Below are 17,640 nucleotides of genomic sequence, written 5' to 3'. Positions count from 1 at the left end.
TCAGTCCGTGGACTGCCCGCCGCGCGCATCGTCCGCGCCGAGCGGGACCGCCGCGCGGTGACGGGCCGCCAGCTCCAGGTACATCGCGGCGTTGAGCTTGATGGACTCCCGCTCCTCCGGCGTCAGTTCGCGCTTGACCTTGGCGGGCACCCCGGCGACCAGCGAGCCCGGCGGCACCCGCATCCCCTGCGGCACCAGTGCCTGGGCCGCGACCAGCGACCCCGCGCCGATGTGCGCCCCGTTCAGCACCGTGGCGCCCATGCCCACCAGCACGTCGTCCTCGACGGTGCAGCCGTGCAGCACGGTGTTGTGGCCGACCGAGACCCGTTCGCCGACCGTCACCGGGAAGCCCGGATCCACGTGCACCGTGCAGTTGTCCTGGATGTTGCTGTCGGCGCCCAGGACGATGGGGCCGCAGTCGGCGCGCAGCACGGTGTGGTACCAGACGCTCGCCCCGGCGGCCAGGGTGACGTCCCCGACGACGACGGAGGTCGGCGCGGTGTACGCGCCGGGGTCGATGTCCGGTGCCTCGCCGCCCACTGCTGCGATCACTGCCCGTGCTGCCATCTGCGCATCTCCTCGCCGGTTGAGTGCCGCGCCACCAGCACCGTAGACGACCCGGTCGGTGGTCGGGGCGGCGGTCGGTGGGGTGAAGATCACAGCCGGCCGCGCGATCGGTGGCCGGGACCGCTGAGTACGGTGTGCGGGTGCCGATAAACCAGAACGTGTTCTCGTCCCTGACGGCCTGGCGGCGCCGGGCGGTGTCCCGGGCCGTCCACCGCGGGGCGCGTTGGGTGCGGGAGACGGGGGCCGTCACGGCCGAGCGGCCGGGCCCGTACCGCTTCCGCCGGATCGGCACCGGCACCCGGCTGGCCTTCCCGCAGGGCACGGTCTTCGGCGATCCCTGGATCGAGCTGGGCGCGCACTGCATCGTCGGCCAGGACGTCACGCTCACCGCGGGCATGATGCCCGACCTCGACCTGGGCCCGGACCCGATCCTGACGCTGGGCAACGGCGTGGTGCTGGGGCGCGGCAGCCATGTCATCGCGGACGTCCGCCTGACCATCGGCGACGACTGCTTCTTCGGCCCCGGCGTGTACGTCACCACCACCAACCACAGTTACGACGACCCCGAGACGCCGGTGGGCAAGCAGTGGCCGCGCACCGACCCCGTCGTCATCGGCCCGGGCGGTTGGATCGGCACCGGGGCGGTCATCCTCCCGGGCGCCAGGCTGGGGCGGAACGTGGTGGTCGCGGCCGGTGCGGTGGTCCGCGGCGAGGTCCCCGACCATGCGGTGGTGGCCGGAGCGCCCGCCAGGATCGTCCGCCGCTGGGAGCCGGCCGAGGGCTGGCAGCCACCGCTGCGGACGCCGGCGCCGGTGCCGATCCCGGAGGGCGTCACGCCGGAGCAGCTGGTGGCGCTGGGGGAGTGGGACAAGGCGCAGGGGTAGCCGAGCGGGCGGCGGGCGCCGAGCCGGCACGGGCGTCGCGCGGGCGCCGACGGCCCGGCCGGCCCGAGGTCGTGACCGGCGCTGCCGACGGCCTTCGGGGGCCCGCGTCCACACGGCCGGGCCGACGCCGTCGCGGAACGCGTGGCCAGGTCCGTGCGGTGACGGTCGAGGCCGTCCGCCGGGCCCGCCGCGCCTGCTAATTTGGCCGCATGCCCGTGCCGATGGATGCCTTCGACGAAGTCCGGCCCGCCACCGAGTGCCTGGACCTGTTGCCCGCCCCCGTGGCCGCCGCGCTGCGCGACTGGCGCGGCTCGGTCCCCGTCGCGGAAGTCCGCCACGTCGACACCGACCCGGCCATCGCCGACACCGAACTCCTCGTCGCCCACTACGGCGACTGGTTGTTGGAGCAGTCCGCGAACTGCGTGGTGGTGGCCGGCAAGCGCGGCGGTGAGGTCACGCTGGCCGCCTGCGTCGTCCTCTCCACCACCCGTGTCGACGTCAACGGCGTGGTCCGCCGTCACCTGGGTGCCCGCAAGGCGTCGTTCGCGCCCATGGACACCGCGGTCGGCGAGAGCGGAATGGAGTACGGCGGCATCACCCCCATCGGCCTGCCCGCGGCCTGGCCGCTGCTGGTGGACGCCGCGGTCGCCGACAGCCCCTACGCGCTGATCGGCAGCGGCAGCCGCCGCGGCAAGCTCATCGTGCCCGGCAAGGCGCTGGCCGAACTGCCGGGCGCCACGGTCCTGGAGGGCCTGGGCACCGCCTGATCCCACTGGCCTTGCGGGGCACGGTCAGGTGGGCTCGACGCCGTACCGCCGACGCAGGTCCAGGGTGAGCGGCGTGCCGTGCTCGGCGAAGCCGAGGCTGCGGTAGAGCGGCACCGCGGCGTCCGTGGCGTGCAGGTCGACCCGGCCGACGCCCAGCGCGGCGAACCGTCCGAGCAGGGCCTCGGTGGTCGCCCGGGCATGGCCCCGGCCCCGGTAGCGGGGGTCGGTGCAGACGTTGAAGACGAAGCCGACCCGGCCGGACGGCTGGGCCGGTGAGGGCAACCGCTCGTCGATCCAGCCGAGCGCGCACGCCGCGAGGTGCGGCGCGGCCGCGCCGGGTGCGTCCGCCTCCGCCGCCCCGTCCACCACGAAGCCGATCAACCGGGCGTCCGGTCCGGTCAACTGCCGCCGCGCGGCCTCCTCGGCGGCCCGCTCCCAACTGCCCGGCCGGTCGCGGCCGTCCATCGCCAGGTACATCAGTCGGCGCAGCCGGACCAGCTCGCCGGCGTCCTCGGGCCGGGCCGCACGTGGCGTGATCATGCTGGCACGTTAGTGCACCCGTCGGCCGCCCTGCCCTTGGTTTTCGTGCCGGTGACCGCGGTGATTGCTGTGACCACCGTGAGCCGAGCCGGTGGCAGTTACGGACGACAGGTAGCGCCACCGCGGCCCCCCCCGTGGCAGGTCGCGCGGCGCGCGTCCGCGTCACGGTAGGAGTCGGCGGTAGACCTGTCGCGAGCCGCCCTCGGGGCCCGGGGCGGCGGGTTCGGCCGGGGTGAAACCGAGGCGTTCGTAGAAGACGCGGGCGCCGCTCGCGACGGCGCCCGGGTGGTCGGCCCCGAACGTGACGACCTCAAGGGTGCCCGGTCCCCGCACGAACCTGTCCAGCGCGTCCGTCACCAGGGCCCGGCCCACGCCCGTGCCGCGCGCCCGGGCGGCGACGACCAGCCAGTCGACGTCGTGGACCGGCGGCTCCGCGCCGAACAGCAGGCCCCCGACGACGGCGGATCGCGCGTCGACGGCGACGAGTGCGGTGGCGCGGCGCAGGTGCCGGTGCACCGCGCGGTGGAAGCCGGGCTCCTCCACCATGGCGCCGAACCAGTGCTCCACCTGGGCCGCCAGGCCGAGCAGGCCGGGGAGGTCCTGCTCCCGCGCGAGTCGGACGATCATCCGGGCATCCTCCCAGACCGCGTCGGACCCCCGTGGCGCGGGCGCCGGTCGTCGAGGCCGTGCCCGGGGGGTCCGGCCGGGGCTCAGCCCAGCCGCGGGATCTCGATGGCCGGGCAGCGGTCCATGACCATGTCGAGGCCGGCGGTGCGCGTGCGGTGGTAGGCGTCGCCGTCGGTGACGCCGAGTTGGAACCAGACGGCCTTGGCGCCGACGGAGACGGCGTCGTCGGCGACGGTGCCGGCCAGGTCGCTGCGCACGAACACGTCGACGACGTCTATCGGGAAGGGGACGGCGGCCAGGGACGGGTAGCCCGCTTCGCCGTGCACGGTCTCGGCCTTGGGGTGCACGGGGACGATCCGCTTGCCGTACTGCTGCAGCACTTCCGCGACGCGGAACGCGGCCCGCTGGCGGTTGGCCGACAGCCCCACGACGGCCCAGGTGTCGCCGAGCTCGGTGAGGATCTTGCGGATGGTCGCCTGGTCGTTCTGCACGGGGGCCTCCTGTCGTCCGTGGTTCCGTCAGGGATCAACGGCCGCGCGACGCCGCGCATTCCCGCAACGCGGCGACGGGTGCGCCGGTCAGACGGACTCGTAGGCGCGCGTCGGTGGCCGGGAGTGGTCGCCGTCGGCCTGGTGGGGCACGGTGGGTGCGGGACGGGCGTGTCGGCGCCGGGGTGCCACGTGCTGGCGGACGTCGTCGATGCCGCCGCGCATCGTGGTGCGCAGCCAGGCGCCGAGGGGGCGTTCGACGAGGCGGTGGACGAGCCAGGCGAGCAGCAGCATCAGGGCGGTGACCGAGACCAGCAGGACCGGCGCGGGGACGCTGTTGCGGAAGCGGTGGATGAGGGTCATCCCGATGTTCATGTGCAGGACGTACAGCGGGTAGGTGAGTGCGCCCGCGGTGGTGAGCCACTTCCACTGGATGCGGTCGAAGGCGCCGAGCGCGATGGCGCCGACGAGGACGAACGCGGCGACGATGAGGAGGCGGGCCGGCCAGGTGGGCACGGCGTGCGCGGTGGCCTGGCCGAGGTTGGTGGCCAGGCGGTAGCCGATGTAGCGCTGGGCCAGGAGGAGTTGCAGGATCACGATCGCCCAGAGGACGGCGTTCGGGCGGTGGCGGCGCATCAGGTAGAAGGCGATGCCGGCGATGAAGAACGGTGCGTACTGCGGCATCGCGAACGCGGTGAGCAGGGGCGTCTTCAGGGCCGGTGCGAGCGCGGCGGCCGCCGTCCACACGCCGCACAGGAGCAGGCAGTTGCGGTAGGTGACGCCGCACAGCATGACCACGACCATGATCAGGTAGAACTTCAGCTCCACGAAGAGCGTCCAGTACACCGGGTCCACGTTGGGCGTGTTGTTGCCGGCCTGGAGCATCGTCAGGTTGGTGATCACCGTGTCCCAGCCGCGCAGGGAGGTGACCTCCGGCCAGAACTTCACCACCAGCGCGGTGAGCAGGATGCCGGCCCAGTAGGCGGGGAACAGCCGCGAGACGCGGGAGACCGCGAACTGGCCCACCGTACGGCCCCACACGCTCATGCAGATCACGAAGCCGCTGATCAAGAAGAAGACCTCGACGCCCAACCACCCGTACCGGGCCGCCTGGTGGGCCGTCGGGAAGATGGTGGCGGTGGGGTGGCCCCACGGGACGGCGAGGGCGACGTAGTGGTAGAAGACCACCAGCAAGGCGGCGACTAATCGCAGTCCGTCGAGTGCGGCCAGCCTGTTCCCCGAGCGTTTCTCAGCCATGGTGCGCCCCCCTTGGGCTCCCCGTAGTGGGAGCGATCTCTGCCTGGTGAGACTGGCAGACGGTAGGCAAAGTTGGACGAAGTTTCGATTACGGGCTGGTCACGGGTGAGTGCGGGGCGTGCGGGGGTCACCCACGGTGACGGCGGGGCCGTCGGACGACGAAACGCCCCGCCCGAAGGGGAAGACGGGCGGGGCGGGTTCAGGGGTGGGGGTCAGCCGGTGCGGCGGCCTGATCCGGCGCCGACGACGCGGTCGCCCGCCGCGGCACGGGCCGGCTTGCCGATCGCCGGGCCGCCGCCGACCGGTTCGGGCGCCCCGGCGCCGGTGCCCGGCCGCAACGCGCCGTCGGCGGCCGGCTTCCGGACGCGCCGGACGGTCCCGGTGCCGTCCGCGCCGGCCACCGCGGCCCGCAGCCGGTCCGGCTCCACGACCATGCTCACCGGCCCGGACGGGTTGAGGTAGAGGGTGTGGCCCGGCGGCAGCTGCTCGACCAGCTCGGCCGCCGACCGCCGGTCGTAGAGCAGGCGGCCGGCCGACTCCAACTGCGCGGCGGAGGTGTAGACGGGCACCACCGGGGCGCCCTCGGGCGACGCCGCGGTCAGCGGCGCGCCGGCGGCACTGACCAACACGGACACCTCCGCGCGGGCCAGCTCCTCACAGACCGCCCGCTCCGGGCCGTACCCGGTGGCGGACAGCTGCACCGCGCGGTCCACCGGGTCGGTCGGGTCCGCCCACTCCAACATCTGCGGGGACGGGCGGTACTCCGGGTTGTCCCGCCATTCGACGATCGTGCCGTCCGGGCCCGACCGCCACTGCCCGATCACCGCCCACAGCGGGGGCGCGCCCTCGCCGACCCAGGTCAGGTCCACCATGGCCAGCCAGTGGTCCGGGGCCTCCAGGGCCGCCTCGATGACCTCCGGGGGCGGCACCGGCATCTCCTCGCCGGTCACCGGAGCGCCGGCCGTCATCGCCGCCTGTGTGCTGTCGTCCATCGAGCCCTCCGCCGCGCCGCCGTTCCGGTCCCGCGGGCCGCCGGGCCGACCTAGGGCCGCCGGGTCCCGCTGGGGGCCACAGTGCCCACGGGGGCGGCGGACGTCTCCCCGACGCACCGGGCGAAGGGCCCGGGTACGCCGCCCGGCGGTGCGCACTGCGCCCGTACGGCGGACACCGCAGCGCGGCGCCGGCTACCGGGCGGCCCCCCGCCCCGGGCTGAGGGGCCCGTAGGCTGGGCGGATGCAGGAGCAGTACCGGACGTTGGCCCGCGAGGGCGTCCACGAGATCGAGATCAACAAGTCCCGCTTCCTCTGCGCGCTCGCGCCGGTCGCGACGGAGGAGGAGGCCCAGGACTTCATCGCGCGGATCCGCAAGGAGCACCCGACCGCCCGGCACCACTGCTTCGCGTACGTCCTGGGGGCCGACGGCGGCGTCCAGAGGGCCAGCGACGACGGGGAACCGGGCGGAACCGCCGGGGTGCCGATGCTCCAGATGCTGGTGCGACGCGAGATGCGCTACGTCGTCGCCGTGGTCACCCGGTACTTCGGCGGCATCAAACTGGGGGCCGGCGGTCTGATCCGTGCCTACGGGGGCGTGGTCGGCGAGGCACTGGACGCCCTGGGCACGGTCACCCGGCAACGGTTCCGCCTGGTCACGGTCACTGTGGACCACCAGCGCGCGGGCCGCCTGGAGAACGACCTGCGCACCACGGGGCGGGCGGTGCGCGAGGTGACCTACGGGGCGGAGGTCCGCATCGAGGTGGGGCTGCCGGAGGCGGACCTGGCGGAGTTCCGCGCCTGGCTGGCGGACGCCACCGCCGGCACCGCCCAACTGGAACTCGGCGGGGAGGCCTACGGGGAGGTGTAGGCGGCCCGACGCCGGCGGCACCGCCGCGGGAAGTCCGGTCCGGACCGGTGCGCGGTGGCGCCGGACGTGTCAGCCTGTCCCGGCGGAACGGGCCGCGACCGGCGCGCGCGCCGGCTCGGGAAGGGGCTGCACGCATGCCGGACGTTCTCGGGGAACGGGTGGGCTTCGTCCGCCGGATCGGGTTGTTCCAGGCCACTGCGATCAACATGAGTCAGATGTGCGGCATCGGGCCGTTCGTGACGATCCCGTTGATGGTGACCGCGTTCGGCGGGCCGCAGGCGGTGATCGGGTTCGTGGCGGGCGCGGTGCTGGCGCTGGCGGACGGGTTGGTCTGGGCGGAGTTGGGGGCGTCGCTGCCGGGGGCGGGCGGCAGTTACGTGTATCTGCGGCAGGCGTTCCAGTACCGGACGGGGAAGTTGATGCCGTTCCTGTTCGTGTGGACGGCGATGCTGTTCGTGCCGCTCGGGATGGCCACCGGCGTGATCGGTTTCGTGCAGTACCTGGGCTATCTCTGGCCGGGGATGAGCCAGGGGCAGGGGGACGCGGTCGGGCTGGTCGTCACCGTCGGCATCGTGGTGGTGCTGTGGCGCCGGGTGGAGCGGATCGCCCGGCTCACCGTCGTGCTGTGGACGGTGATGATCGCCGCCGTCGGGCTGGTCATCACCGCGGCGTTCACCCACTTCAGCCCGGAGCGGGCCTTCGCCTACCCGGCGCACGCGGTGGACCTGACGACAAGTCACTTCTGGGTCGGCTTCGCCGGCGGGCTCACCATCGGCGTCTACGACTACCTCGGCTACAACACCACCGCCTACATGGGCGCCGAGATCAAACGCCCCGGCCGCACCCTGCCGCGCGCCATCCTCTTCTCCATCCTCGGCATCATGGGGATCTACCTGCTCCTCCAGATCGGCACCCTGGGCGTCGTCGACTGGCGCGAGATGCTCGACCCGCACAGCACCGCCGGCTCGTCGGTCGCCTCCGCCGTCCTGGAGCGCACCTGGGGCCGCACCGCCGCCGACGCGATCACCGTGCTCATCCTGATCACCGCCGTCACCTCCGTCCTCACCGGACTCCTCGGCGGCTCCCGGATCCCCTACGACGCCGCCCGGGACCGGGTGTTCTTCCGCCCCTACGGGACGCTGCACCCCCGCCACCGCTTCCCCGTCCTGGGGCTGCTCACCATGGGCGTCCTCATGGCCGCCGGCTTCCTCCTCGGCCGCCACACCGACCTGGCCACCGTCATCCAACTCCTCACCACCGTGATGGTGCTGGTCCAGGCGCTGGCGCAGATCGCGGCGGTCACCGTGCTGCGGCGCCGGCAACCGACGCTGCGCCGCCCGTACCGGATGTGGCTGTACCCGTTGCCGAGCCTGGTCGCGCTGATCGGCTGGCTGGTGATCTACGGCTACGCGGACCGCAGTGCCCCCGGCCGGCACCCCATCGAATGGTCGTTGGCCTGGGTCGCGGCCGGTCTGGTGGCGTTCCTGGTGTGGGCCCGGCGCGAGCGGGAGTGGCCGTTCGGGCCGAAGCGGATCAGCGAGGAGTACCTGCACGCGGCGGAGCCGGACGCCGCGGACGGGCCGGCGGAGTCTCGGGCACCGCACTGACGAGGCGTCAAAGTCCTGCGGTGCGCGGTGGGTTCAGGGGTCGGTGAAGTCGATCCGGCGGGAGGTGCCCGGGGCGACGGTGAACGGGCGGCCGCGCAGCCGGGCCCGGACCGCGGCGTGCTCCGAGTCGGGCACGGTGATCCGCACCCGGTCCGGGTGGATCCGCAGGTCGATGTCCCGGTGCCGGCGGTAGCGGAACCGCACGCCGAACTTGGACAGCTGGGGCAGCGGCGCCGGATCCAGCCACAGCGCACGGTCCCGGGTCTCCAGACCGGTCATCCCGCGCTGCACGAAGTCCAGGGTGCCGGCCATCGCGCCCAGGTGGATGCCCTCCGCGGTGGTGCCGCCCTGGATGTCTGCGACGTCACCGGTGAGCGCCTCCTCGCAGTACGTCCAGGCGTCCGCCCGACGCACCCGCGCCAGCACCCAGGCGTGCACCACGGCGCTCAGCGTCGAACCGTGGCAGGTGCGGTGCAGGTAGTGGTCGACGGTCGCCCGCCACACGTCGTCGTCGAGTCGGTAGCCCAACTGCGCGAAGACGTCGGCCAGTTCCGACGGCGAGAAGAGATAGCCGAGCATCAGCACGTCGGCCTGTTTGGACGCCTGGTAGCGGTTGACGCTGTCGCCCTCCGCCTCCAGGATCCGGTCCAGCCGCCGGACGTCGCCGTAGCGGGCCCGGTAGCCCGCCCAGTCCAGTTCGGCCAGCTGCCCGTAGCCCGCGAACTGGCTGATCACGCCCCGGTGGTGGGGGACGTGCAGCCGGTGCGCGACGTCGTCCCAGTGCTGGCGCTCGTCGTGGGAGAGCGCCAACCGCTCGAACAGCGGCCGCCGGCGCGCCTCCGGCAGCGTCCGGCACAGGTCCAGCGCCCGCGACAGCACCCAGGCCGCGGTGACGTTGGTGTAGGCGTTGTCGTCCAGGCCCGGCCGGTCGGCGTCCGGATAGCCGTCGTGGTACTCGTCGGGGCCGACCACCCCGCGGATGCGGTAGCGCCCCAGCGCCGGGTCCCAGTCCGCGCCCGCCGCCCAGAACCGCGCGATCTCCAGCACCATCTCCGCGCCCTTGGTGTGCAGGAACGCGGTGTCGCCGCTGGCCTGCCAGTACTGCCACACGTTGTACGCGATCGCCGAGCCGACGTGGTGCTGGAGGTGGGAGTGGTCCGGCAGCCAGCGGCCCGAGCGTGGGTTGAGGTGCAGCCGCTGGGTCGCCTCCCGGCCGTCGCTGCCGCTCTGCCACGGGTACATCGCGCCCGCCCGACCGGCCGCGCGCGCCGCCTGCCGGGCCGCCGGCAGCCGCCGGTGGCGGTACGCCAACAGGGACCGGGACACCTCGGGCAGGTGCAGGTTCAAGAACGGCAGCACGAACAACTCGTCCCAGAAGACGTGCCCCCGGTACGCCTCGCCGTGCAGGCCGCGCGCCGGGACCCCCACGTCCAGCCGCGCGGTGTGCGGCGAGAGGGTCTGGAGCAGGTGGAACAGGTGCAGCCGCAGGATCCGGCCCGCCGTGCCGGGCACGTCCAGCCGCACCTGCCGCCACAGGTGCTGCCAGGCGCGGTGGTGCGAGGCCAGCAGCCGGGGCACGGCCGGGGCCCGACGGACCGCCTCCAGGGCCGCCGGCAGCGGCGCGGCGCGGGCCCGGTCCCGCGAGGTGTGCAGCGCCACCGTTTTGTCCACGGTCGCCGGGGCCCCCGGCGACACCGGGACGGTGAACATCCGCCGGACGCCCCGCGGGCCCACCTCGCAGCGGTCGGTGCCGCCGCGCGGTGCGGCGCGGAAACGGGCCGCCAGCGCGAGGGTGACACCGGAGGCGCGGGTGCGGCAGCGCAGCCAGCACGCCCCGTCGTCCTCGACGCCGGTCTCCCACCCGGTCAGGTGGCCGTCGGCCAGCTCGCGGTAGCGGGCCACCCCGCGGTTGTGCACGTCGCCGTCGAGCCCGGCCGCGACCTCCACCGTCCCCGTCCAACCCGTCGCCGCGAACACCGCGCGCTGCACGGCGAGATCGGGCTCGGCCATGTGCACCAGGCGCCGCTCGGTGACGGTCAGTCGCCGCCCGGCGTCGTCCTCGTACGACGACCAGCGGGTCAGGGTGCCGCGGCGCAGGTCCAGCGTGCGGCGGTGCCCGGTCAGCTGCGGGTGGTCGGGGGAGAGCCACGGGCCCGGTTCCGCGGCGTCCCGGGGGCGGATGCGGTAGCGCAGCGGCAGCCAGTTCGGCAGGTTGACCAGGTCCTCGTTCTCCACCCGGCGGTCGGCGACGGTGGACGTCAACCGGTTGTAGAGGCCGGCCGCGTACGTGCCCGGGTAGTGCACCGGGCCGGCCGGCGCCTCCGACGCGGCGCCGCGGGTGGCGAACCGGCCGTTGCCGAGCGTGCACAGGGCCTCCCGCAACCCCTCGTCCTCCGGGTCGTACCCCTCGTACGTCCAGGTCCAGGCCGGCGCCGTCACGGGGCCGCCCCGGGTTCCAGCAGGTCGCCGGGGTCGTTGACCACCACGTCGGCGCCGCGGCGGCGCAGGGCGGCCGCGTGCCCCGGGGCGCCGCGGTCCACGCCGACGACCAGGGCGAAGCCGCCGCGGCGGCCCGCCGCGACACCCGCCTCGGCGTCCTCCACCACGGCCGCCTCCCGGGGCGGGAGCGCCAGCCGCCGGGCCGCCTCGGCGAACAGCGCCGGGTCCGGTTTGCCCGGCAGCCCCAGCCGCGCCGCCTCCCGGCCGTCCACCACCACCTCGAACAGCCCCAGCAGCCCCGCCCGGGACAGCAACTCGGTGGCGTGCCGGGACGCGGACACCGCCGCGCACCGCACGCCCGCCGCGCGCAGGGCGTGCAACAGGCGGACGCTGCCCGGCCAGGGGGCCGCCCCGCCCTCCCGCAGCAACGCGGTGAACGCCTCCTCCTTGCGGGCCGCGACCGCCGCCACCGTGCCGGTGCCCGGTGGGTCGTCGGGGGCGCCGGGCGGCAGCGCCAGCCCCCGGGAGGCCAGGAACGCGGCGGCGCCGTCCAGCCGGGACCGGCCGTCCACGTAGCGGAGGTAGTCGGCCACCGGATCGAAGGGCCGCGCCGCGCCCGCGGCCACCAGGCAAGGGGCGAACGCCTGCTGCCAGGCCGCGGCGTGCAGCCCCGCGGAGTCGAGGAGCACGCCGTCGGTGTCGAAGACCACGGCCCGCACCGGGCGCAGGCACGCGGCCAGTGGTGGGGCGGCGGACATGACGGCTCCCTCCACGTTCCTCCCGCGGGCGCGTCCCTCCATGGCACCACGACATCCCGGACCGGGCCGCTCGTGGCCGCCCGCCCGGCCCTGGCGCGCCGCGGGGCCGGAGCCCACGATGGAAGGGGGCCGTCGGGCGCCGACGGACGCCGCGGCCCGGTCCCGCACCGCCGGCCGCGTGCTCCGCCCCGGCCCGGCCGCGGCCCGAGCGACGGAAGGCGGTGGGGACGATGGAACTCCCCCTGGTCGTAGGCGTGGACGGATCGGACGCCGGGATGCGCGCCCTGGACTGGGCGGTGGACGAGGCGGCCCGCCACGGACTGCCGCTGCGCCTGGTCAACGCCTCGCGGTGGGAGCGGTACGAAGGGGTGGCCCCCCAGGACAGCGCCCCCGCCGAGCAGGCGATGGCCGACCGGGTCGTCGCCTCCGCCGCCGACCGGGTGGCGCGCCGCAACCCCGAAGTCGAGGTCTCGGTCCAGGTGCTGGCCGACGACCCGGTCACCGCGCTGCTGCGCGAGGCGCCCTACGCCGCGGCGGTGGTCCTCGGCTGCAAGGGGCGCGGGGAGTTCGCCGACCTGCTGCTGGGGTCGGTCAGCCTGTCGGTGGCGGCCCGCGCCCAGCACCCCGTGGTGGTGGTCCGCGGCGACAAGGCCGGCCTGGAGAGCCGCCACGGCCGGGTGCTGCTCGGCGTCGGCGACACCGCGCCGGGCTCCCCGGCCGTCCGGTTCGCCTTCCGGGAGGCGGAGGCCCGCGGCTGCGTCCTCGACGCGGTCCGGGCCTGGCGGTCCCCCGCCCACGAGACCGCCGACCGCAGCGAGCCCTGCGCCGGCCCCGAGCAGCGGGCGTCCGCACTCATCGACGCGGCGGTGGCGGCCCAGGCCGAGGCGCACCCCACGGTGCCCGTGCGGCGCACCACCGTGGAGGGGCCGGCGCACACGGTGCTGGTGCGGCGGTCCGCCGCCGCCGACCTGCTGGTGCTCGGGGCCCGCCACCGGCACGGCCACTTCGGACTGCAACTCGGCCGGGTCGGACACGCCGCGCTGCACCACGCGGCCTGTCCGGTCGCGGTGGTCCCACGCCGCTGAAGCCCGGGCCGGTGGCCGGTGGCCGGTAGCCCGTGGCCGGCGACCTCAGGCGAAGTGGTCGTACGGGGCCAGCACCGCCCGTTCGATCCGCCGCTGCACGTGCTGCGTCAGGGCGGCCAGCGGCGCGGAGACCGACGGCCGCACCGGGACCGGCGCCCGGATGGCGCGGGCCGTCGTCGGCAGCTCCGCGAGGTCGCCCGTCAGCCGGGCCCGGGCGTCCGTCAGCGGGGTCCGCGGCGCGCAACGCAGCCCGCCGCGCATCAGCGTCTCCAGCAGCGGCACGCTGCCGACCGGCGCCGGCTCCTCGGCCAGCCCGATCACGTCGCGGCACCCCGGGTGCCGGAACACCTGCTTGCGGCCCGGCGCGGTGGCCTTCGCCGGCGACAGCTTCATCACCGGCCGCCCGTCGTACACCACGAGCTTGTACGCCGAATCGAGGTACGGCGCGTCGGCGCTGACCCCGACCCGGGTGCCCACCGCGAACACGTCGACCGGCGCCCCGGCCCGCACCAGGTCGTCCACCGCGAACTCGTCCAGCCCGCCGCTGGCCACGATCCGCACGTCCGGCAGCTGCGCGCGGTCCAGCATCGCCCGGGCCCGCACCGCCAGCCGGGCCAGGTCGCCGCTGTCCAGCCGGATCGCGGCCCCCTCGGTGCGGTGCAGCGCGTGCAGCACCCGGGCCGCCGCGGCCACCCCGGAATCGACGTCGTAGGTGTCCACCAGGAACGTCACCGGGCCGGGGTGGGCCCGGGCGAACGCGCTGAACGCGGCCTCCTCGTCCTCGAACGCCTCGACGTAGGAGTGCGCCATGGTGCCGACCGCCGGCAGCCGCTCGGCGTGCGCCGCCGCCACGTTGCTGGTCCCCGCGAAGCCGGCCATCGCCGCCAGCCGCGCGGTCCGCAGTCCCGCCTCCACCCCGTGCGCGCGGCGCAGCGAGAAGTCGACCACCGGCCGGCCGCGGGCCGCCAGGACGCACCGCGTGCACTTGGCGGCGATCGCGGTCTGGTGGCTGAGCTGGTTCAGCACGTAGGACTCCACCAGCTGGGCCTGCGGCAGCGGCGCGGTGATCTCCAGCAGCGGTTCGCCGGCCAGCACCACCCGGCCCTCCGGCACCGCCCGGACCTCCCCGGCGAAGCGCAGCCCCAGCAGCGGCGCCAGGTCCGTGGTGGGCCGGTGCATCGCCTGCGCGAACACCTCCACGTCCTCGGGCCCGATCCGGAACCGGGCGAGGAAGTCGAGCACCGCCTCCACCCCGGCGGCGACCAGGAACCCCCGGTCCGCGGGCAGCTCCCGGACGAAGCAGCTGAAGGTGGCCGGCCGGGTCATGCCCTCGCGCAGGTACGACAGGGCCATGGTCACTTCGTAGAGGTCGGTCGTGGTCGGACCGGCCGTCGTCGCATCCGGCATCGCCGGCTCCTTCCCGGGCCGGGTCGGCGGACCGGGGCCGCGCACGGCCCGGCGGCCCGGTCCGTGGCGGTCTCAGGCCGGCTCGTTCGTCCAGCCGTAGACGGTGCGCCGCTCGTGCCCGGGCGGCGCGGCGCCGACGCCCGCCAGGTCGTGGTCGGCCAGCCGGATCAGCTGCCCGGCGAGGTCCTTCATCGCCCGGCCGGCGGCCAGCTCGTCCCCGATCACCGGGACGTCCTGGTCCCCGGGGCTGCACCGGGCCCGGCCGTGTCCGGTGAGTTCCTGGTTGCCGGTGTCCAGCTCCACCCGGGCCCGGGTCGTGCCGTCCTCCTCGACGAGGATCAGCCGGACCGGCCACTCCGTGGTCTTCGCCATGGCTCACCTCCGCGGTGTCCTCGGGGGCCGCGTCGGACCGCGCCACCGCACGCGCGTCGTCCGAGGGCCCTGCCACCCATTGTTGGGAGAAACCGAGCGGGGCGCCTGTCCGTACCGGCGCACCCACCCGCCGCGGGTGGGTGCGGCTACTCGTGCGGCACGATCGCCACCGGGCACGGCGCGTGGTGCACCGCGGCCTGGACCACGTGGCCGATCTTGGGCGCCGGGAAGTGCAGCTTGTGCCGCCGGCCGACGACCAGCAGCGCGGCGCCCGCGGCGTCCCGCAGCACCGCCTGCGCCGGACTCTCCTGCTCCACCCGCGCGTCCAACCGGACGTCGGGGAACTTCTCCCGCCACGGCCGCAGCGCGGCGGCCAGCTCCTGCCGGGCGTCCGCCGCCGACTGCTGCGCGGCGACCGGCTCGACGCCGCCGCCCCGGTTGTAGGCGTACGAGGGCAGGTGCCGGCCGTGCACGATCCGCAGCGGTGCGCCCCGCCGGGCGGCGCTCTCGAAGGCGAACGCCAGCAGCGCCTCGCACGGCTCGTGCAGGCTCAGCCCGGCGGTCACCGGTGCGTCCGGCGCCGGTGTCGCGACGCCCGGTCGGGCCCGGACCAGCACCGTGGGGGTGTGGGTGTGCGCCACCACCTGGAGCCCGATCTCGCCCATCACGTAGCGCGCCAGCGGCCCCAGGTCCCGCGAGCCCAGGACCAGCAGCGTCGAGCGGCCGGCCGCCTCCTTGAGGGCGGCCAGCGGGTCGGCGGCGACCAGGGCCTCGTCGACCGGCAGGTCCGGGTGACGGTCCCGGACGGTTTCCCGGGCGTCGCCGATGATCCGGTGCGGCCAGTAGTTCTGGTCGCCCGCCTCGGCCGGCCCGGGCTCCGGTTCGGGCGCCAGCAGCACCCAGGCGTGCAGCAGCCGCAGCCGGGCCCGGCGCAGCTCCGCCTCGTGCGCCGCCCACACCACGGCGGCCGTCGCCTCGGGCGTCCCGTCGACACCCACGGTGATCACGTCCTGCATGACCTCACCTCGCTCCCGGTCCGCTCACCGCCGGACACCGCGGCCGGCCGCACCGCGCGGTCGGCGGTGCGCCGCACCTCCAGTCTCCGCCGGACCGGCCTCGGCGGCCCGGGCGGCGCCGGGCAGGGGCCGGCGGCGCTCGTCGCCCCGGCGGGGGAGCGGGGACCTGCGCGCGGGTCGCGCAGGGACCGCAGGGCACCCCGACGGCCCGTCCCGGAGCCGCGAAGCACGCGCACCCGTGAGCGACAGTCGAGCCCCAACTCCACCGCCGCGCAACCCGGTTGACCGACAGGCCCGCGCCGTACGCGGCGGGCAGCGGCCCCGGCGCCGCCGCCCTGACGCCCCTTCGCGCCGCGCCCCGACCCGACGCCGTACGCTGATGATCCGCTCGGCCACGGGGGACGGCACCACGGCAACCGTGCGGCACCGGCACGTCACGGCGCGCACCCCCGACCGGCACCCCGCGCCCCGCACGCTCCTCGGGCCCCGACGCCGGCCGCCTCACCCGCCGGCACCACCGCACTGCCGCGCCACCGCACCACCACGCCCCAACGGCCCGCTCCCACGGAAAGCAGCCATGAACCCCGCGTACGCCACCGTCGACCACGTCTTCACCGTCCCGCTGGACCACACCGCGCCCGACGGCGAAACTCTCCGGATCTTCGCCCGCGAGGTCGCCGACCCGTCCCGCGCCCACGAGGACCTGCCCTGGCTGCTGTACCTCCAGGGCGGCCCGGGCGGCAAGTCGCCCCGCCCGTACCGCACCTCGCCCGGCTGGCTGGCGCACGCCCTGAAGACGCACCGCGTCCTCCTCCTCGACCAGCGCGGCACCGGCCGGTCCACGCCCCTGACCGCCCGCGCCGCCGCCCGCTTCCCCGACCCGGCCCGACTCGCCGCCCACCTCGCGCACTTCCGGGCGGACGCGATCGTCGCCGACGCCGAGCTGATCCGCCGCGCACTGTGCGGCGGGCGGCCCTGGGAGACCCTCGGCCAGAGCTACGGCGGCTTCCTCACCCTGACCTACCTCTCCCGGGCCCCGGAAGGGCTTCGGGCGTGCTATGTCGCCGGCGGCCTGCCGGGCCTGACCGCCACCGCCGACGACGTCTACGCGCGGACCTTCCCCCGGGTCCGCGACCGGGTGCACGCCCACTACGCCCGCTACCCGGACGACGCCCACCGCCTCCGCCGGGTGGCCGACCTCCTCGCGGCCCGGGACGTCCGGCTGCCCGACGGGGACCGGCTCACCGTCCGCCGGCTGCGCACCCTCGGCATCGTCCTCGGCACCGGCGACGGCTTCGAGCGCCTGCACTGGCTCCTCGACGAGGCGCTGGACGACGACGGCGAGTTGACCGACACCTTCCGCCACCAGGTGATGGCCCTCACTGGCTTCACCGACAACCCGCTCTACGCCGTCCTCCAGGAATCCCTCTACGGCCAGGGCGCCGGGCCCACCGGCTGGGCGGCGGCCCGCACCCACGCCGCTCGCCCGGAATTCACCGAGGACGCCGACCCGCTGCTGCTCACCGGCGAGATGATCTACCCCTGGATGTTCGCGGACGTACTCGGCCTGCGGCCCTTCGCGGACGCCGCCGACCTGCTCGCCCGGCGCACCGACTGGCCCGCGCTGTACGACCCCGCCCGCCTGGCCGCCAACACCGTCCCGCTCGCCGCCGCCGTCTACCACGACGACATGTACGTGGACGCCGGCCTGTCCCTGGAAACCGCCGGGAAGATCGGCGCCGCCCGCGTCTGGGTCACCAACGAGTGGGAGCACGACGGCCTCGCCGCATCCGGCGACCGGGTCCTGGCCCGACTGATGGACCTGGCCGGGGGGCGTGCCTGAGGGCGGCGGGCAGCGGTGCGTCGCCGGTGCGTCGCCGGTGCGCGGAGATCCAGGCCGATGGGGGAGCCGGGCCGCACAGCGGCTAGCGTGGTCGCTGCGGACAGCGGCGCCCGGGCGGACCGG

At 75.5% G+C, this 17,640-nt stretch carries 17 protein-coding genes; 6 read left to right on the top strand and 11 right to left on the bottom strand.

Features of this window, described 5'->3' with window-relative positions; all coding sequences use genetic code 11:
* A complete protein-coding gene (locus ABD385_RS00545; protein ID WP_344572811.1) occupies nt 1-567 on the bottom strand; it encodes a gamma carbonic anhydrase family protein in 567 nt (188 codons plus the stop codon).
* 140 nt (nt 568-707) lie between these two features.
* On the opposite strand from ABD385_RS00545, the gene ABD385_RS00540 reads away from it, so the two are divergent.
* Complete coding sequence (locus ABD385_RS00540) at nt 708-1,451, top strand: acyltransferase (protein ID WP_344572810.1); 744 nt, start codon at nt 708-710, stop codon at nt 1,449-1,451.
* Between the two features lie 209 nt (nt 1,452-1,660).
* The gene (locus tag ABD385_RS00535) at nt 1,661-2,218 is read left to right on the top strand and encodes a YbaK/EbsC family protein (RefSeq protein WP_344572809.1); all 558 of its coding nucleotides are present in this window, start codon (nt 1,661-1,663) and stop codon (nt 2,216-2,218) included.
* 24 nt (nt 2,219-2,242) lie between these two features.
* On the opposite strand, the gene ABD385_RS00530 is transcribed toward ABD385_RS00535, so the two are convergent.
* The 5 genes from ABD385_RS00530 to ABD385_RS00510 all read right to left on the bottom strand — a co-directional run bounded on the left by ABD385_RS00530 (nt 2,243) and on the right by ABD385_RS00510 (nt 6,122).
* Nucleotides 2,243-2,758, bottom strand: a complete 516-nt coding sequence (locus ABD385_RS00530; protein WP_344572808.1) for a GNAT family N-acetyltransferase — start codon at nt 2,756-2,758, stop codon at nt 2,243-2,245.
* Nucleotides 2,759-2,920: 162 nt separating this feature from the next.
* Nucleotides 2,921-3,385 carry a GNAT family N-acetyltransferase gene (locus tag ABD385_RS00525; protein ID WP_344572807.1) on the bottom strand — a complete coding sequence of 155 codons (465 nt, stop codon included), beginning with the start codon at nt 3,383-3,385 and terminating at the stop codon, nt 2,921-2,923.
* 83 nt (nt 3,386-3,468) lie between these two features.
* Entirely contained in the window at nt 3,469-3,876 is a 408-nt protein-coding gene (locus ABD385_RS00520) for a CoA-binding protein (RefSeq protein WP_344572806.1), read from the bottom strand.
* Nucleotides 3,877-3,963: 87 nt separating this feature from the next.
* On the bottom strand, nt 3,964-5,130 hold the full coding sequence (locus ABD385_RS00515; protein WP_344572805.1) for an acyltransferase family protein: 1,167 nt from the start codon (nt 5,128-5,130) through the stop codon (nt 3,964-3,966).
* A gap of 212 nt (nt 5,131-5,342) precedes the next feature.
* Nucleotides 5,343-6,122 carry a type VII secretion system-associated protein gene (locus ABD385_RS00510; RefSeq protein ID WP_344572804.1) on the bottom strand — a complete coding sequence of 260 codons (780 nt, stop codon included), beginning with the start codon at nt 6,120-6,122 and terminating at the stop codon, nt 5,343-5,345.
* Nucleotides 6,123-6,363: 241 nt separating this feature from the next.
* Here ABD385_RS00510 and ABD385_RS00505 point away from each other — a divergent pair, with 241 nt between their 5' ends.
* Both ABD385_RS00505 and ABD385_RS00500 read left to right on the top strand, forming a co-directional pair.
* Nucleotides 6,364-6,990, top strand: a complete 627-nt coding sequence (locus ABD385_RS00505) for a YigZ family protein (protein ID WP_344572803.1) — start codon at nt 6,364-6,366, stop codon at nt 6,988-6,990.
* A gap of 134 nt (nt 6,991-7,124) precedes the next feature.
* Nucleotides 7,125-8,597 carry an APC family permease gene (locus tag ABD385_RS00500; RefSeq protein ID WP_344572802.1) on the top strand — a complete coding sequence of 491 codons (1,473 nt, stop codon included), beginning with the start codon at nt 7,125-7,127 and terminating at the stop codon, nt 8,595-8,597.
* A 33-nt stretch (nt 8,598-8,630) separates the two neighbouring features.
* On the opposite strand, the gene ABD385_RS00495 is transcribed toward ABD385_RS00500, so the two are convergent.
* Together ABD385_RS00495 and ABD385_RS00490 are read right to left on the bottom strand one after the other, a co-directional pair.
* On the bottom strand, nt 8,631-11,036 hold the full coding sequence (locus tag ABD385_RS00495; protein ID WP_344572801.1) for a glycoside hydrolase family 65 protein: 2,406 nt from the start codon (nt 11,034-11,036) through the stop codon (nt 8,631-8,633).
* Nucleotides 11,033-11,794 (bottom strand): HAD family hydrolase, encoded by a 762-nt coding sequence (locus ABD385_RS00490; RefSeq protein ID WP_344572800.1) that lies wholly within the window; start codon nt 11,792-11,794, stop codon nt 11,033-11,035. The genes ABD385_RS00495 and ABD385_RS00490 overlap by 4 nt, the downstream gene beginning before the upstream one ends.
* Before the next feature lie 230 nt (nt 11,795-12,024).
* Here ABD385_RS00490 and ABD385_RS00485 point away from each other — a divergent pair, with 230 nt between their 5' ends.
* Nucleotides 12,025-12,879, top strand: coding sequence for a universal stress protein (locus ABD385_RS00485; RefSeq protein WP_344572799.1), 855 nt, complete (start codon nt 12,025-12,027; stop codon nt 12,877-12,879).
* A 45-nt stretch (nt 12,880-12,924) separates the two neighbouring features.
* Here the strand turns inward: ABD385_RS00485 and ABD385_RS00480 are convergent, their stop codons facing one another.
* The 3 genes from ABD385_RS00480 to ABD385_RS00470 all read right to left on the bottom strand — a co-directional run bounded on the left by ABD385_RS00480 (nt 12,925) and on the right by ABD385_RS00470 (nt 15,674).
* Nucleotides 12,925-14,286 (bottom strand): nicotinate phosphoribosyltransferase, encoded by a 1,362-nt coding sequence (locus ABD385_RS00480; RefSeq protein WP_344572798.1) that lies wholly within the window; start codon nt 14,284-14,286, stop codon nt 12,925-12,927.
* A gap of 72 nt (nt 14,287-14,358) precedes the next feature.
* Nucleotides 14,359-14,658: a DUF1876 domain-containing protein gene (locus tag ABD385_RS00475; RefSeq protein ID WP_344572797.1), complete on the bottom strand. Its 300-nt coding sequence runs from the start codon at nt 14,656-14,658 to the stop codon at nt 14,359-14,361.
* A gap of 146 nt (nt 14,659-14,804) precedes the next feature.
* Complete coding sequence (locus ABD385_RS00470; protein WP_344572796.1) at nt 14,805-15,674, bottom strand: universal stress protein; 870 nt, start codon at nt 15,672-15,674, stop codon at nt 14,805-14,807.
* Nucleotides 15,675-16,251: 577 nt separating this feature from the next.
* Between ABD385_RS00470 and ABD385_RS00465 the strand changes: the two genes are divergently transcribed.
* Nucleotides 16,252-17,517: an alpha/beta fold hydrolase gene (locus ABD385_RS00465; RefSeq protein WP_344572795.1), complete on the top strand. Its 1,266-nt coding sequence runs from the start codon at nt 16,252-16,254 to the stop codon at nt 17,515-17,517.
* The last annotated feature ends 123 nt before the right edge of the window (nt 17,518-17,640 follow it).

The organism is Streptomyces lunalinharesii (assembly GCF_039532155.1).
GTDB classification, from domain to species: Bacteria; Actinomycetota; Actinomycetes; order Streptomycetales; family Streptomycetaceae; genus Streptomyces; species Streptomyces lunalinharesii.
This window is presented reverse-complemented; position numbering and strand designations above follow the sequence as displayed.